The sequence below is a fragment of the Pseudomonas sp. THAF187a genome (assembly GCF_009363395.1).
GTDB lineage: Bacteria > Pseudomonadota > Gammaproteobacteria > Pseudomonadales > Pseudomonadaceae > Aquipseudomonas > Aquipseudomonas khazarica.
Genome location: NZ_CP045349.1, coordinates 2,480,693 through 2,496,406 on the forward strand (window position 1 = coordinate 2,480,693; position 15,714 = coordinate 2,496,406).

Annotated in this window: 14 protein-coding genes; 5 read left to right on the top strand and 9 right to left on the bottom strand. The window is 62.8% G+C overall.

Features of this window, described 5'->3' with window-relative positions; genetic code table 11:
- Nucleotide 1: 1 nt before the first annotated feature.
- From hflD to FIV02_RS11560, 4 genes are all read right to left on the bottom strand, one after another.
- Entirely contained in the window at nt 2-622 is a 621-nt protein-coding gene (hflD, locus tag FIV02_RS11545) for a high frequency lysogenization protein HflD (RefSeq protein ID WP_152488669.1), read from the bottom strand.
- Nucleotides 619-1,731 carry a tRNA 2-thiouridine(34) synthase MnmA gene (mnmA, locus tag FIV02_RS11550; RefSeq protein ID WP_152488670.1) on the bottom strand — a complete coding sequence of 371 codons (1,113 nt, stop codon included), beginning with the start codon at nt 1,729-1,731 and terminating at the stop codon, nt 619-621. Before mnmA ends, hflD begins: the two co-directional genes overlap by 4 nt.
- Before the next feature lie 109 nt (nt 1,732-1,840).
- Complete coding sequence (locus tag FIV02_RS11555; RefSeq protein WP_152488671.1) at nt 1,841-2,281, bottom strand: NUDIX hydrolase; 441 nt, start codon at nt 2,279-2,281, stop codon at nt 1,841-1,843.
- A 95-nt stretch (nt 2,282-2,376) separates the two neighbouring features.
- Entirely contained in the window at nt 2,377-4,605 is a 2,229-nt protein-coding gene (locus FIV02_RS11560) for an NADP-dependent isocitrate dehydrogenase (protein ID WP_152488672.1), read from the bottom strand.
- Nucleotides 4,606-4,965: 360 nt separating this feature from the next.
- Between FIV02_RS11560 and icd the strand changes: the two genes are divergently transcribed.
- Nucleotides 4,966-6,222 carry an NADP-dependent isocitrate dehydrogenase gene (gene icd, locus FIV02_RS11565; RefSeq protein ID WP_037055905.1) on the top strand — a complete coding sequence of 419 codons (1,257 nt, stop codon included), beginning with the start codon at nt 4,966-4,968 and terminating at the stop codon, nt 6,220-6,222.
- A 74-nt stretch (nt 6,223-6,296) separates the two neighbouring features.
- On the opposite strand, the gene cspD is transcribed toward icd, so the two are convergent.
- Nucleotides 6,297-6,566 carry a cold shock domain-containing protein CspD gene (cspD, locus tag FIV02_RS11570; RefSeq protein ID WP_037055906.1) on the bottom strand — a complete coding sequence of 90 codons (270 nt, stop codon included), beginning with the start codon at nt 6,564-6,566 and terminating at the stop codon, nt 6,297-6,299.
- Nucleotides 6,567-6,797: 231 nt separating this feature from the next.
- On the opposite strand from cspD, the gene clpS reads away from it, so the two are divergent.
- Together clpS and clpA are read left to right on the top strand one after the other, a co-directional pair.
- Nucleotides 6,798-7,160 carry an ATP-dependent Clp protease adapter ClpS gene (gene clpS, locus FIV02_RS11575; RefSeq protein WP_037055907.1) on the top strand — a complete coding sequence of 121 codons (363 nt, stop codon included), beginning with the start codon at nt 6,798-6,800 and terminating at the stop codon, nt 7,158-7,160.
- A 29-nt stretch (nt 7,161-7,189) separates the two neighbouring features.
- Nucleotides 7,190-9,460 (top strand): ATP-dependent Clp protease ATP-binding subunit ClpA, encoded by a 2,271-nt coding sequence (gene clpA, locus FIV02_RS11580; protein WP_152488673.1) that lies wholly within the window; start codon nt 7,190-7,192, stop codon nt 9,458-9,460.
- Between the two features lie 93 nt (nt 9,461-9,553).
- On the opposite strand, the gene infA is transcribed toward clpA, so the two are convergent.
- The 4 genes from infA to trxB all read right to left on the bottom strand — a co-directional run bounded on the left by infA (nt 9,554) and on the right by trxB (nt 12,358).
- Nucleotides 9,554-9,772 carry a translation initiation factor IF-1 gene (infA, locus tag FIV02_RS11585; protein ID WP_002553999.1) on the bottom strand — a complete coding sequence of 73 codons (219 nt, stop codon included), beginning with the start codon at nt 9,770-9,772 and terminating at the stop codon, nt 9,554-9,556.
- A gap of 138 nt (nt 9,773-9,910) precedes the next feature.
- Nucleotides 9,911-10,618: an arginyltransferase gene (locus FIV02_RS11590; RefSeq protein WP_152488674.1), complete on the bottom strand. Its 708-nt coding sequence runs from the start codon at nt 10,616-10,618 to the stop codon at nt 9,911-9,913.
- 54 nt (nt 10,619-10,672) lie between these two features.
- Entirely contained in the window at nt 10,673-11,353 is a 681-nt protein-coding gene (gene aat / locus FIV02_RS11595; RefSeq protein ID WP_152488675.1) for a leucyl/phenylalanyl-tRNA--protein transferase, read from the bottom strand.
- Between the two features lie 54 nt (nt 11,354-11,407).
- Nucleotides 11,408-12,358: a thioredoxin-disulfide reductase gene (gene trxB / locus FIV02_RS11600; RefSeq protein ID WP_037055914.1), complete on the bottom strand. Its 951-nt coding sequence runs from the start codon at nt 12,356-12,358 to the stop codon at nt 11,408-11,410.
- 194 nt (nt 12,359-12,552) lie between these two features.
- Between trxB and ftsK the strand changes: the two genes are divergently transcribed.
- Together ftsK and lolA are read left to right on the top strand one after the other, a co-directional pair.
- Nucleotides 12,553-14,961: a DNA translocase FtsK gene (gene ftsK / locus FIV02_RS11605; protein WP_371923254.1), complete on the top strand. Its 2,409-nt coding sequence runs from the start codon at nt 12,553-12,555 to the stop codon at nt 14,959-14,961.
- A 124-nt stretch (nt 14,962-15,085) separates the two neighbouring features.
- Entirely contained in the window at nt 15,086-15,712 is a 627-nt protein-coding gene (gene lolA / locus FIV02_RS11610; protein ID WP_037055916.1) for an outer membrane lipoprotein chaperone LolA, read from the top strand.
- The last annotated feature ends 2 nt before the right edge of the window (nt 15,713-15,714 follow it).

The following is a 15,714-nucleotide window of genomic DNA, read 5'->3' on the forward strand; positions in this document are numbered from 1 at the left end:
GTCAGGTGCGCATCAGTTCATAGAGTTCTTTGAGCAGCTTGCCGCGGCTGAATACCAGCTGCCAGCGGTGTCCGCCCAGTTGTCGCCACAGGCGTGCCGAGCGGATGCCGGCCAGCAGCAGGGAGCGAATCTTCGCGGCATTGTTCGGCTGCTGCAGGAAGCGCATGTCACCATGCACCTGAATGCGCTGGCGGAAGGTGCTGATGGTGTCATGATACAGGCCGCCGCAGGCCGCGATGACGTTGTCGTGCACCAGGCCGAAATGCTCCACCTGCTGCTGGATCTGGTCGAGACGGCTGCCCATGATCTGCAGCATGTCGTCGCGCTTGTCGAGTTGCCGCTCCAGGCCGATGAGGGCCAGGGAATAGCGCAGCGGCTCGCGCTGCAAGGCGGCCGGATTGCGCTCCAGCGAGCTGATCAGGGCGCGATAGCCGTCACGCAGGTTGAGGTCGTCGCCGCCATACACGTCCAGCGTGCTCTTCGGGTCGCGTACCAGCAGGCTGCCGAGCATGCAGCTCATCGAGGCTTCGCTGACCTGGCCGGTGCGGGCGATCTTGTCCGCCAGCACGGCCGCTTCGAACACGGCGCCGAGTGCAACCAGTTGCTCCTGAAGCGGGGTCATCGGGCGTCCTCGTGCCAGGCTTCTGCGCTTTCGATCACGCCGCCGCCGAGGCACACCTCGCCGTCGTAGAACACCACGGACTGCCCCGGGGTGACGGCGCGCTGCGGCTCGTCGAAGACGGCGCGGTAGCCGTTCTCGCTCTGCTCCAGGGTGCAGAACTGGTCGCGCTGGCGATAGCGCACCTTGGCGGTCAGGCGACGCGGGCTGCTCAGGTCCACCGGGTTGACCCAGTAGATTTCCGAGGCGAGCAGGGCGCGGGAGAACAGCCAGGGGTGTTCGTTGCCCTGACCGACGATCAGCACGTTGCGCGTCAGGTCCTTGCGCAGCACGTACCAGGGATCATCGCCAGCGTCCTTCATGCCGCCGATGCCGAGGCCCTGGCGCTGGCCGATGGTGTGGTACATCAGGCCGTGATGGCGCCCGATCACCTGGCCGTCGGTGGTTTCGATGTCGCCCGGCTGGGCAGGCAGGTACTGCTTGAGGAAGTCGCTGAAACGGCGCTCACCGATGAAGCAGATGCCGGTGGAATCCTTTTTCTTCGCCGTGGCCAGCTCGTACTTCTCGGCAATGGCGCGTACCTGCGGTTTTTCCAGTTCGCCAACCGGGAACAGGGTCTTGGCGATCTGCTCGCCGCCGACGGCATGCAGGAAATAGCTCTGGTCCTTGTTCGGGTCCAGTCCCTTGAGCAGCTCGGTGCGGCCGTCGATATCGCGGCGGCGCACATAGTGCCCGGTGGCGATCAGGTCGGCGCCGAGCGACAGGGCGTAGTCGAGGAAGGCCTTGAACTTGATCTCGCGGTTGCACAGGATGTCCGGGTTCGGCGTGCGTCCGGCCTTGTATTCGGCGAGGAAATGCTCGAACACGTTGTCCCAGTACTCGGCGGCGAAGTTGGCGGTGTGCAGCTTGATGCCGATGCGCTCGCATACGGCCTGGGCGTCGGCCAGGTCGTCCATGGCGGTGCAGTACTCGGTACCGTCGTCTTCGTCCCAGTTCTTCATGAACAGGCCTTCGACCTGGTAGCCCTGTTCCATCAGCAGCAGGGCGGAAACGGACGAATCGACGCCGCCGGACATGCCGACGATCACGCGTTGGGTGCTAGGTGCTTGCATGGGAATCTGCGAGTGAAGCCTGAAAAGCTGCCGAGTCTACCAGAAAGCCTTGGCCCGCCCCACACGACGACGCGCCGCGTGCGCGGGATTGGCGTTGCCGCCGCGACGGTCAGTCGCGCAGCAGCTCCAGTGAACCGCTGACACCCTGCAGATAATCGTCCACGCAGCGCAGTACCAGCTCGCTGCGCCAGCGCTCGGGTTGTGCGGCCAGTTCGTCACGGCTCAGCCAGGTGATGCCGCTGATGTCGCTGTCCAGTTCGCGCGCGGGGTCATGGTGTAGCGGACGGGCGCAGAAGCATACGCGCTGGTAGGTCACTCCGTTGCTTGGCGCGGTGTAGAGGTAGATGCCCAGAAGGCCGGTCAGCTCAACGTCCCAGCCGGTTTCCTCGAGCGTTTCACGCAGCGCGGCTTCGCGCAGCGATTCGTTGGCTTCCAGGTGTCCGGCAGGCTGGTTGAGCACCAGGCGCCCGGCCTTGAACTCTTCGACTAAGAGGAAGCGGCCCTGGTCTTCGATGACCGTGGCCACGGTGATATGGGGTTGCCACTGCATGTCGTTGGCTCCACAGGGAAGTGTTGAGGGGCAGGGGGGCGCTGTAAAAAAGAACCCCGGCACGGGGCCGGGGTTCTTTTCACGCTCAAGCCTTATCAGGCGTTCAGCGAGGCCAGAGCGGCGTTGAAGGTGTTGCTGGGGCGCATCACCTTGCTGGTCAGCTCGGGGTTGGAGCGGTAGTAGCCGCCGATGTCGGCCGGCTTGCCCTGTACGGCGGCCAGTTCGGCAACGATGGTGGCTTCCTGCTCGGTGAGCTGCTTGGCCAGCGCTGCGAAGTGAGCCTTCAGGGCTGCGTCGTCGTCCTGGGCAGCCAGGGCCTGGGCCCAGTACAGGGCCAGGTAGAAGTGGCTGCCGCGGTTGTCGATTTCACCGACCTTGCGCGCCGGGGACTTGTTGTTGTCCAGCAGCTTGCCAGTGGCCTGGTCCAGGGTCTTGCCGAGAACCTTGGCCTTGGCGTTGCTGGTCTTGATCCCGGTTTCTTCCAGGGACACGGCCAGGGCCAGGAATTCGCCAAGCGAATCCCAGCGCAGGTAGTTCTCTTCGACCAGCTGCTGCACGTGCTTGGGTGCCGAGCCGCCGGCGCCGGTTTCGTACATGCCGCCGCCCGCCATCAGCGGAACGATGGACAGCATCTTGGCCGAGGTGCCCAGCTCCATGATCGGGAACAGGTCGGTCAGATAGTCACGCAGGACGTTGCCGGTCACCGAGATGGTGTCCTGGCCGCGAATCTGGCGCTCCATGCTGGCGCGGATGGCTTCGTTGTAGCCCATGATGCTGATGTCCAGGCCGGTCAGGTCGTGGTCCTGCAGGTACAGCTCGACCTTCTTGCGCAGTTCGCAGTCGTGGGCGCGCTCCGGGTCCAGCCAGAAGATGGCCGGGGTGGCGGATTGACGGGCGCGGGTGACGGCCAGTTTGACCCAGTCGCGGATCGGTGCGTCCTTGGTCTGGCAGGCACGCCAGATGTCACCGGCTTCGACTTCGTGCTGCATCAGCACGCTGCCGTCGGCAGCGACGACGCGCATGGTGCCGTCGGCGGTCATTTCGAAGGTCTTGTCGTGAGAGCCGTACTCTTCGGCTTTCTGCGCCATCAGGCCGACGTTCGGTACGGTGCCCATGGTGGTCGGGTCGAACGCGCCGTTGGTTTTGCAGAAGTTGATCATCTCCTGGTAGATGCGCGCGTAGGTGCTCTCCGGCATGACGGCCTTGGTGTCTTTCTGCTTGCCGTCCTTGCCCCACATCTGACCAGAGTTGCGGATCATCGCCGGCATCGAGGCGTCGACGATCACGTCGCTCGGGATGTGCAGGTTGGTGATGCCCTTGACCGAGTCGACCATGGCCATTTCCGGGCGATGGGCGTAGACCTCGTGGATGTCGTGGAGGATTTCTTCCTGCTGCGAGGCCGGCAGCGACTTGATCTTGTCGTAGACGCTGCTGATGCCGTTGTTCGGGTTGACGCCCAGTTCCTTGAACAGGTCGCCGTACTTGTCGAACACGTCCTTGTAGTAGACGCTGACGGCATGGCCGAAGACGATCGGGTGGGAGACCTTCATCATGGTCGCCTTGACGTGCAGGGACCACATCACGCCGGTCTCCTTGCAGTCCTGCAGGGTCTTCTCGAAGAAGTCACGCAGCTTGCGGCAGCTCATGAACATGCTGTCGAACACTTCGCCTTCCTGCAGGGCGAGTTGCTTCTTGACTTCGACCTTGCCGTCCTTGCCGACGAACTCGATGCGCACGTCACCGGCCTTGGCCATGGTGATCGATTGCTCGCTGGAGAAGAAGTCGCCGCCGCGCATGTAGTCGGCGTGGGACTGCGAGGCCATGCTCCACTTGCCCATGCTGTGCGGGTGCTTGCGGGCGTAGGCCTTGACGGCGGCCGGGGCGCGGCGGTCGGAGTTGCCTTCACGCAGGACCGGGTTCACGGCGCTGCCCAGGACCTTGGCGTAACGCGCGCGAACTTCTTTGTCTTCTTCGCTCTGCGGGTCTTCCGGGAAATTGGGGATGGCGTAGCCCTGCGCCTGCAGTTCGGCGATGGCAGCCTTGAGCTGCGGCACGGAGGCGCTGATGTTCGGCAGCTTGATGATGTTGGCGTCGGCCTGCAGGGTCAGCTCGGCCAGTTTGGCGAGGTCGTCGTCGATGCGCTTGTCGGCGTCCAGGCGGTCGGCAAAGCTTGCCAGGATCCGTCCAGCAAGAGAGATGTCGCGGGTTTCAACGGAGATGTCAGCCGAGGCGGCAAAGGCTTCCACAATGGGCAGAAGCGAGTAGGTGGCAAGGGCTGGAGCTTCGTCGGTGAAGGTGTAGATGATCTTCGAAGGGGTGGACATTTAGGGTTAACTCTCTTCTTTGCTGAGCGCGCATAGAAACTCGACCTGCGCGGGTAGGCGCTTGAGCCCCAGGATGGTGGGGCCGGGTCGAGGACTCGCCGCGGTGATGTTGGATGCACCCGTAGAGTGTCGAGCATTTCGAACCGACAGGCAGTGGTGGCCGTCTACCGGTTGCAAGAGGCTGCTGTCTGGTTCCAGTCAGGTCGCCCCTTATGACTCGTTAGTCACCTAAGCAGTATACCACTGCGGCACCTCGCCGCAGAATGCCCAGTTGAATAAGACCTTCGCACATGTGTCTCGCCAAGCGGTTTGCGCTACTCTCGGGGATGCACACTGTCTAACCACAAGATGGAGTCCAGCATGGGATACCAAAAGATCCAGGTGCCAGCCAGCGGTGACAAAATCACCGTCAACGCCGATATGTCACTGAATGTACCGAACAACCCCATCATCCCGTTCATCGAGGGTGATGGCATCGGCGTCGATATTTCTCCGGTGATGATCAAGGTCGTCGACGCGGCCGTCGAGAAAGCCTATGGCGGCACCCGCAAGATCTCCTGGATGGAAGTTTACGCCGGCGAGAAGGCCACCCAGGTCTACGACCAGGACACCTGGCTGCCGAAAGAAACCCTGGAGGCCGTGCGTGATTACGTGGTCTCGATCAAGGGGCCGCTGACCACGCCTGTCGGTGGCGGCATCCGTTCGCTCAACGTGGCCCTGCGCCAGGAGCTCGACCTGTACGTCTGCCTGCGCCCGGTGCGCTGGTTCGAGGGCGTGCCCAGCCCGGTGAAGAAGCCGGGCGACGTGGACATGGTGATCTTCCGCGAGAACTCCGAAGACATCTATGCCGGTGTCGAATGGAAGGCCGGCAGCGCCGAGGCGGAGAAGGTCATCAAGTTCCTCACCGAGGAAATGGGCGTCAAGAAGATCCGCTTCACCGACATGTGCGGCATCGGCATCAAGCCGGTTTCCGAGGCGGGCACCAAGCGTCTGGTGCGCAAGGCACTGCAGTATGCGGTCGACAACGATCGTGGTTCGGTGACCCTGGTGCACAAGGGCAACATCATGAAGTTCACCGAAGGGGCCTTTAAAGAGTGGGGCTACGAGATCGCCCGTGAGGAGTTCGGCGCCGAACTGCTCGATGGCGGCCCGTGGATGCAGTTCAAGAATCCGAAGACCGGCAAGAACATCGTGGTCAAGGACGTGATTGCCGACGCCATGCTGCAGCAGATCCTGCTGCGCCCGGCCGAGTATGACGTGATCGCCACGCTCAACCTCAACGGTGACTACCTGTCCGACGCCCTGGCGGCCGAGGTCGGGGGCATCGGCATCGCGCCGGGGGCCAACCTGTCGGATTCGGTGGCAATGTTCGAGGCCACTCACGGTACTGCGCCGAAGTACGCCGGCCAGGACAAGGTCAACCCGGGTTCGGTCATCCTCTCGGCTGAGATGATGCTGCGCCACATGGGCTGGGGCGAGGCCGCCGACCTGATCATCAAGGGCACCAATGGCGCGATCGCGGCCAGGACTGTCACTTATGACTTCGAGCGCCTGATGGAGGGCGCGACCCTGCTGTCGTGTTCCGAGTTCGGTGACGCGATGATCAGCCACATGTGATTGGATACTCGATCAGCGCATGAAAAAAAGGCCGGTCACATGACCGGCCTTCTTGTGGCGATTTGCCAGGATGCTCAGACTTCGACAGTGCTCGCGATATCTTGCGCCTGGGGTACGGCCGCTGGGGCGTCCTGAGTGGCGGTCACCGCGCTGATATTGATGGCATGCAGTCCTTTGGGACCCTGCACGATCTCGAAGCGGACCGGCTGGCCGGCCTTGAGCGTTTTATAACCGTCCATCTGGATGGCCGAGTAGTGGGCGAACAGGTCCTCATCTCGGCCGTCGGCCAGGATGAATCCATAGCCTTTGGCGTTGTTGAACCACTTGACCTTACCGCTGAGCATGCTGATATCCCTCTGCAAAGGACTCCATCTCTGGAGTATCATCCACTTCGATTCCGCGCGATAACCGACCAGGCTGGGCGAAGGCGTGGAACCCCTGATACCCACTAGTGGGTATTCATTGGTTGTAACACCCTTTTGCCGATAGTCAAGGCTATACGGCGGATGGCTGAGAACTCAGTCAAACTCCCTCTAGCATCCCAGTTCGCCCAGCCCTGAACCTCTGAATTCAGCATGCATGCAAGTAGCCAGATTCGACTAACATTCAATCAGGATCACCCGGCAGAGCATGAGGATGACTCCTCTGGTATCGCTGTTCAGGAATCCAAGCCAGCACTGCAGGCACCACCGATGTACAAGGTGGTCCTATTCAATGACGACTACACACCGATGGACTTCGTCGTCGAAATACTTGAAACCTTTTTCGGCATGAACCGGGAGCTGGCGACCAAGATCATGCTGACCGTCCATACAGAAGGACGTGCGGTGTGTGGGGTTTACACGCGCGACATTGCGGAGACCAAGGCCATGCAGGTCAACCAATATGCGCGTGAGAGCCAGCATCCGCTACTCTGTGAAATAGAGAAGGACGGTTAACGCCGGCCACTTGGGTATGAGGTGAAGCTATGTTGAATCGAGAGCTCGAAGTCACCCTCAATCTGGCTTTCAAGGAGGCCCGTGCAAAACGTCATGAGTTCATGACGGTCGAGCACCTGCTGCTGGCCCTGCTGGATAACGAGGCCGCCGCCAGTGTTCTAAGGGCCTGTGGGGCCAACCTCGACAAGCTGCGCCATGACCTGCAGGAATTCATCGACTCCACCACTCCGTTGATTCCTCAGCACGACGAGGAACGCGAGACTCAGCCGACCCTGGGCTTCCAGCGCGTGCTGCAGCGCGCGGTGTTCCACGTGCAGAGCTCCGGCAAGCGTGAAGTCACCGGCGCCAATGTGCTGGTGGCGATTTTCAGCGAGCAGGAAAGCCAGGCCGTGTTCCTGCTCAAGCAGCAGAGCGTTGCCCGTATCGACGTGGTCAACTACATCGCCCATGGCATTTCCAAGGTGCCGGGACATGGTGATCACCACGAAAGCGATCAGGACATGCAGGATGAGGAAGGCGGTGATTCCGCCACCTCCGGCAATCCGCTCGATGCCTATGCCAGCAACCTCAACGAGCTTGCGCGCCAGGGGCGGATCGATCCGCTGGTGGGACGCGAGCACGAGGTCGAGCGCGTGGCGCAGATCCTTGCGCGTCGGCGCAAGAACAACCCGCTGCTGGTCGGTGAGGCCGGCGTCGGCAAGACCGCCATCGCCGAGGGCCTGGCCAAGCGCATCGTTGACGAACAGGTGCCTGACCTGCTCGCCGACAGCGTGGTCTACTCACTGGACCTGGGCGCCTTGCTCGCGGGCACCAAGTACCGTGGTGACTTCGAGAAGCGCTTCAAATCGCTGCTCAACGAGCTGCGCAAGCGTCCGCACGCCATCCTCTTCATCGATGAGATCCACACCATCATCGGTGCTGGGGCCGCATCCGGCGGGGTGATGGATGCCTCCAACCTGCTCAAGCCGCTGCTGTCCTCCGGCGAGATCCGTTGCATCGGTTCGACCACCTTCCAGGAATTTCGCGGCATCTTCGAGAAGGATCGCGCACTGGCGCGGCGCTTCCAGAAGGTCGACGTGGTCGAGCCCTCGGTGGATGACACCTACGGCATCCTCAAGGGGCTCAAGGCCCGTTTCGAGCAGCATCACCACATCGAATACAGCGATGAGGCGCTGCGTGCGGCGGCCGAGCTGGCGGCGCGCTACATCAACGACCGCCACATGCCGGACAAGGCCATCGACGTGATCGACGAGGCGGGCGCCTACCAGCGCCTGCAGCCGGAAGACAAACGTGTGGCGCGTATCGACGTGGCGCAAGTCGAGGACATCGTCGCCAAGATCGCGCGGATTCCGCCAAAGCACGTGTCCAGCTCCGACAAGGAGCTGCTGCGCAACCTGGAGCGCGACCTCAAGCTCACCGTATTCGGTCAGGATGCTGCCATCGACTCGCTGGCCACCGCGATCAAGCTGTCGCGGGCCGGCCTCAAGGCGCCGGACAAACCGGTCGGCTCCTTCCTGTTTGCCGGCCCCACCGGGGTGGGCAAGACCGAGGCCGCGCGACAACTGGCCAAGGCCATGGGGATCGAGCTGGTGCGCTTCGACATGTCCGAGTACATGGAGCGGCATACCGTGTCGCGCCTGATTGGCGCGCCGCCCGGCTACGTCGGTTTCGATCAGGGTGGCCTGCTGACCGAGGCGATCACCAAGCAGCCGCATTGCGTGCTGCTGCTCGACGAGATCGAGAAGGCGCATCCGGAAGTCTTCAACCTGCTGCTGCAGGTGATGGACCACGGCACGCTGACCGACAACAACGGGCGCAAGGCGGATTTCCGCAACGTGATCCTGATCATGACCACCAATGCCGGTGCGGAAACCGCATCGCGTGCGTCGATCGGCTTCACGCAGCAGGATCACTCCACCGATGCCATGGAAGTCATCAAGAAGAGCTTCACGCCGGAGTTCCGCAACCGGCTGGATACCATCATCCAGTTCGGCCGCCTGAGCCACGAAGTGATCAAGAGCATCGTCGACAAGTTCCTCACCGAACTGCAGGCGCAGCTGGAGGACAAGCGGGTTACGCTCGAAGTCAGCGACGCGGCGCGCAGCTGGCTGGCCGAACGTGGCTACGATGTGATGATGGGGGCCAGGCCGATGGCGCGACTGATCCAGGACAAGATCAAGCGTCCGCTGGCGGAGGAAATCCTGTTTGGCGAGCTGGCCGAGCATGGCGGTGTGGTGCACATCGACATCCGCGATGGCGAGCCAAGCTTCGAGTTCGAGACGACGGCGGAAGTCGCTTGATCGAGATGCGCCGGCGCAGGCCAGGGAGGCCTGCGCCACACGCACAAACGAAAACGCCCGGCAGTCGCCGGGCGTTTTCGTTTGGTGCTTGGCTTAGCGGGCGCGGTAGGTGATGCGGCCCTTGCTCAAGTCATAAGGTGTCAGCTCGACGCGCACCTTGTCACCAGTGAGAATGCGGATGTAGTTCTTGCGCATCTTGCCGGAGATGTGCGCGGTAACGACGTGCCCGTTTTCCAACTCCACGCGGAACATGGTGTTGGGCAGGGTGTCGACGACAGTGCCTTCCATTTCGAAGCTGTCTTCTTTCGACATGCAGTAAAGCCCTCGGTATCCAGGAAATGGCCCGGCGCGACTGGCCCCAGGCAAAAGCGGCGTGCATTGTGCCCGAAAACAGGGGGCTGCGCCAAGTGGCTTGGTGCTTTGCCCGGGGCTGAGGGGGCGGGAGGGGCGCTAGGTCAGCTGTGTCCAGCGCTGATTGACGAACAGCTCAATCGGGCGGTACTGGGTCTTGTAGTTCATCTTCCGGCAGTTCTTGATCCAGTAGCCCAGATAGACGGCTTCGAGGCCCAGGCGCGCGGTCTCGCCGATCTGCCAGAGAATGGCGAAGCGCCCGAGGCTGCGGCGCTCCTCATCCGGATCATAGAAGGTGTAGACCGCCGAAAGGCCGTTCGGCAGCACGTCGGTGACCGCGATGGCGACCAGTTTGCCGCGCAGGCGGAATTCATAGAAACGAGAAAATGGCAGGTCCCGGACGAGAAAGGTCGAGAACTGGTCGCGACTGGGCGGGTACATGTCACCATCGGCATGGCGCTGCTCGATGTAGCGAACGTAGAGGGCGTAATACTCTTCGGTGAATGCCGGGCGCACCGAGCGCACGCTGACGTCCTCGTTGCGCTTGAGGATGCGCCGCTGCTGGCGGTTCGGCGTGAACAGCGCTGCCGGGATGCGTGCCGGAATGCAGGCGGTGCACTGCTGGCAGTGCGGGCGGTACAGGTGATCGCCGCTGCGGCGAAAGCCCATTTCCGAAAGTTCGGCGTAGACGAGCACGTCCATGGGCTGGCTGGGGTCGAGAAACAGGGTCGTCGCCTGTTCTTCCGGCAGGTAGCTGCATGGATGTGGCTGAGTGGCATAGAACTTCAGGCGGGCCAGCTCGGTCATGGCGGTGTCTCGGGAAAACCTGACTAAGAGTGTATGTCAGGGTTGGCCAGTCGACTAGGCGAGCCAGTCCGCTGCACTGGGCAGGTCGAGGTGGCGCTGCAGGTATTCGGCGAACGTGGCGCGCGGTATGGCCCTGGCGCCGAAGTTGTGCAGGTGCTGCGTGGGCATCTGGCAGTCGATGAGTGCGAAGCCCCATTCATGCAACTTGCCCACCAGGGTGGCGAAACCGACTTTCGAGGCGTTGTCGGCGCGGCTGAACATGGATTCGCCAAAGAACAGCTGCCCCATGGCCAGGCCATAGAGGCCGCCGACCAGTTCGTCGTCGAGCCAGACCTCGACCGAGTGGGCGATGCCGCGCTGATGCAACTGCAGGTAGGCATCCTGCATGCCCTGGGTGATCCAGGTGCCGTCGGCGTAGCTGCGTGGCCCTGCGCAGGCGTTGATCACTGCGGCGAAATCCTGGTCGAAGCTGACGCGGTAGCGTTGCTGACGCAGCAATTTGGCCAGGCTGCGCGAAACATGCAGCTCGTCGGGGAACAGCACGGTGCGCGGATCCGGTGACCACCAGAGGATCGGCTGGCCGTCCTGGAACCAGGGGAAGCAGCCGTGGCGATAGGCGCTGATCAGGCGATCGGCGCTGAGGTCGCCGCCCGCAGCCAGCAGGCCGTTCGGTTCGCGCATGGCCTTGGCCAGTGGCGGGAACTGCAGGGAATCACGTTGCAGCCAGGTCAGCATGCGCGTCCGTCCGCGGGGCAGGGGAGGGCGAGCGGGGTGCTCGCCCTGGTGCCATCAGTTGCTGTCGAGGAACTTCTCGACGTCCAGCGCGGCCATGCAGCCGGCGCCGGCCGAAGTGATGGCCTGGCGGTAGACGTGGTCGGCCACGTCGCCGGCGGCGAACACGCCCTCGATGCTGGTGGCGGTGGCGTTGCCTTCGCTGCCGCCCTTGATCTTCAGGTAGCCGTCATGCATGTCCAGCTGGCCGACGAACAGCTCGGTGTTCGGCTTGTGGCCAATGGCGATGAACACGCCGGCCAGGGCCAGGTCCTGGGTGCTGCCGTCCTGGGTGCTCTTCAGGCGCACGCCGGTCACGCCGGTCTGGTCGCCCAGCACTTCGTCGAGGGTGTGGTTCCAGTGCAGGCGCATGTTGCCGTTCTCGACCTTGTCGAACAGCTTGTCCTGCAGGATCTTCTCCGAGCGCAGCTTGTCGCGGCGGTGCACCAGGTGCACTTCCTTGGCGATGTTCGACAGGTACAACGCCTCTTCCACGGCGGTGTTGCCGCCGCCGATCACTGCGACCACCTGGTTGCGGTAGAAGAAGCCGTCGCAGGTCGCGCAGGCGGAAACGCCCTTGCCGGAGAATGCCTCTTCCGACGGCAGGCCGAGGTACTGGGCGCTGGCACCGGTGGCGATGATCAGTGCGTCGCAGCTATAGGTGCCGCTGTCGCCCTTGAGGACGAAGGGGCGGCTCTGCAACTCTGCGGTGTGGATATGGTCGTAGATGATCTCGGTGTCGAAGCGCTCGGCATGCTTCTGCATGCGCTCCATCAGGGCCGGGCCGGTGAGGCCTTCGACGTCACCCGGCCAGTTGTCCACTTCGGTGGTGGTGGTGAGCTGACCGCCAGGCTGGATGCCGGTAATGACCACGGGTTTGAGATTGGCGCGCGCGGCGTACACGGCGGCGCTATAACCGGCAGGGCCGGAACCCAGGATGATCACGCGTGAATGCTTGACTTCGCTCATAAAAAAACCCCATAAGCCTTTGTCACAAAAGAGAATGCGTGCTCCAATTGAGCCGCATGGAAGCTGCTGGCGGCTATGCTACACCGAAGCAGGGCAAGTGCGGGAGCTTGGCAATTGGCCTGAGCACCAGGCAGGCCCTACAATAGGCCGCTTCCGCGATCAATCATCAGATGGACGCGCCCAGGGCGCAGGAAATGGCTGTTTTGAAGAATTCCACCACCCAGACTATCGATTGGCGTCAGAAACTTCAGTATCGACTGAAGGAAGGCGCCTTGATCGCCCTGGGCGCTATGTGCCTGTACCTGCTGATGGCACTGTTGACCTACAACGCCGCCGATCCGGCCTGGGACAACAGCGTGCAGGTCGAGCGCATCATCAACGCAGGTGGCAGCATCGGCGCCTGGCTCTCCAGCGCGCTGTTCGGTGCGCTGGGCTATTTCGCCTACATCTTCCCGTTGCTGCTGGCGGCCAAGACCTGGCAGGTGTTCCGCACCCGTAACCAACCCTGGCATTGGAATGGCTGGCTGTTTTCCTGGCACAGCATCGGCCTGGTGTTCCTGATTCTCTCTGGCGCCGCGCTCGGTGACATCCATTTCGCGGCGGATGCCGGCATGCAGGGCTCCGGTGGCGGCATGCTGGGCGCCAGCCTGGGCGATCTGGCCGTGCATGCGCTGAACGTGCAAGGCAGCACCCTGGTATTCCTGGCCCTGTTCCTCTTCGGCCTGACCGTGTTCACCGACCTGTCCTGGTTCCGCGTGATGGACCTGACCGGCAAGATCACCCTCGATCTGATCGAGCTGATCCATGGCGCCATCACCGGCTGGTGGAATGCCCGCAGCGAACGCAAGCAGATGGTCGCGCAACTGCGTGAACTGGACGACCGCGTCATCGAAGTGGCCGCGCCCGTGGTCGCTGACCGCCGCGAACAGGCCAAGGTCAAGGAGCGCCTGCTCGAACGCGAAGAGTCGCTGAGCAAGCACATGAGCGAGCGCGACAAGCGCCCGGCACCGGTGATCACGCCGCCTGCGCCGCCCAAGGCGGCGGAGCCGAGCAAGCGCGTGCTCAAGGAGAAACAGGCGCCGCTGTTCGTCGATAGCGCCATCGAGGGTAGCCTGCCGCCGATTTCCATCCTCGATGTCGCCGAGAAGAAGCAGAAGCAGTATTCGCCCGAGTCGCTCGAGGCCATGTCGCGCCTGCTGGAAATCAAGCTCAAGGAATTCGGCGTCGAGGTGGTGGTGGAGTCCGTGCATCCGGGCCCGGTGATCACCCGTTTCGAAATTCAGCCCGCTGCCGGCGTCAAGGTCAGCCGCATCTCCAACCTGGCCAAGGACCTGGCACGCTCGATGGCCATGGTCAGCGTACGCGTGGTCGAGGTGATTCCCGGCAAGACCACCGTGGGCATCGAGATACCCAACGAAGACCGGCAGATCGTGCGCTTCTCCGAAGTGCTGTCGTCGAGCGAGTACGACGATGCCAAGTCGCCGGTCACCCTGGCCCTCGGGCACGACATCGGCGGACGTCCGGTGATCGCCGACCTGGCCAAGATGCCGCACCTGCTGGTGGCCGGTACCACGGGTTCCGGTAAGTCGGTGGGGGTCAACGCGATGATCCTGTCGGTCCTGTTCAAGTCCACGCCGGAAGAGGCGCGGATGATCATGATCGACCCGAAGATGCTCGAGCTGTCGATCTACGAAGGCATTCCACACCTGTTGTGCCCGGTCGTGACCGACATGAAGGAGGCCGCCAATGCGCTGCGCTGGTCGGTGGCCGAGATGGAGCGCCGTTACAAGCTGATGGCGGCGATGGGCGTGCGCAACCTGGCGGGCTTCAACCGCAAGGTCAAGGACGGCATCGAGGCCGGCACGCCGCTGACCGATCCACTGTTCCGTCGCGAAAGCATGGAAGACGAGCCGCCGCTGCTCAAGCCGTTGCCCACCATCGTGGTGGTGGTCGACGAGTTCGCCGACATGATGATGATCGTCGGCAAGAAGGTGGAAGAGCTGATCGCGCGTATCGCCCAGAAGGCGCGGGCCGCGGGCATTCACCTGATCCTGGCGACCCAGCGCCCTTCGGTGGACGTGATCACCGGTCTGATCAAGGCCAACATTCCGACCCGCATGGCGTTCCAGGTGTCGAGCAAGATCGACTCGCGCACCATTCTCGACCAGGGTGGCGCCGAGCAGCTGCTGGGGCATGGTGACATGCTCTATCTGCCGCCCGGCACCGGCCTGCCGATCCGCGTGCATGGCGCCTTCGTCTCCGACGATGAAGTGCACCGTGTGGTCGAGGCCTGGAAGCAGCGCGGCTCGCCCGACTACATCGAGGACATCCTCGCGGGCGTCGAGGAGGGCGGTGGCAGCGGCTTCGAAGGCGGTGGTGGCGAAGGCGGCGAGGGCAGCGAGGAAGATCCGCTGTACGACGAAGCCGTCAACTTCGTGCTGGAAAGCCGTCGTGCTTCCATCTCTGCAGTGCAGCGCAAGCTGAAGATCGGCTACAACCGCGCGGCGCGGATGATCGAGGCGATGGAGATGGCCGGCGTGGTCAGTTCGATGAACACCAACGGTTCACGCGAGGTCATTGCGCCCGGGCCGTCGCGCGACTGACTTCGGCATCTCACGGACAAACCGCCCGATTCGCGGTCTACAAGATTCCACGGTCGTTCATGCGGCCGAGCAATGCGAGGTGCGGAGTCACCTCGCCATCCTCACACGGACTAAAGGGGTTCCTATGCGTGTTATTCGCCTGCTGATGCTGGCTGTTCTGAGTTTTACCCTGCTGACTGCCCAGGCTGACGAAGAGGCGGCCACCCAGCGCCTGACCGAGCTGCTCAACCAGGCGCAGACCATCAGTGCGCGCTTTTCGCAACTGACGCTCGATGCCAGCGGCACCCAGTTGCAGGAAACCGCCGGGCAACTGGTGCTCAAGCGCCCGGGGCTGTTCCGCTGGCATACCGACCAGCCGATGGAGCAGCTGCTGGTGTCCAACGGCAAGAAGGTCTGGCTGTACGACCCGGACCTGGAGCAGGTGACCGTGCAGACCCTCGACCAGCGTCTGACCCACACCCCGGCGCTGCTGCTCTCCGGTGACGTGTCGCAGATTCGCGAGAACTTCGATATCGACTACAAGGAAGGCGGCAACGTGGTCGACTTCATCCTCAAGCCCAAGGCCAAGGACAGCCTGTTCGACAGCCTGCGCCTGTCGTTCCGCAATCGCGTGCTCAACGACATGCAGCTGATCGACAGCATTGGTCAGCGCACCAATATCCTGTTCCTCAATGTGAAGATGAACGAGCCGGTCGACGACGGCCTGTTCAGCTTCGACATCCCGCAAGGTGCGGACGTCATCCAGGAGTAAGT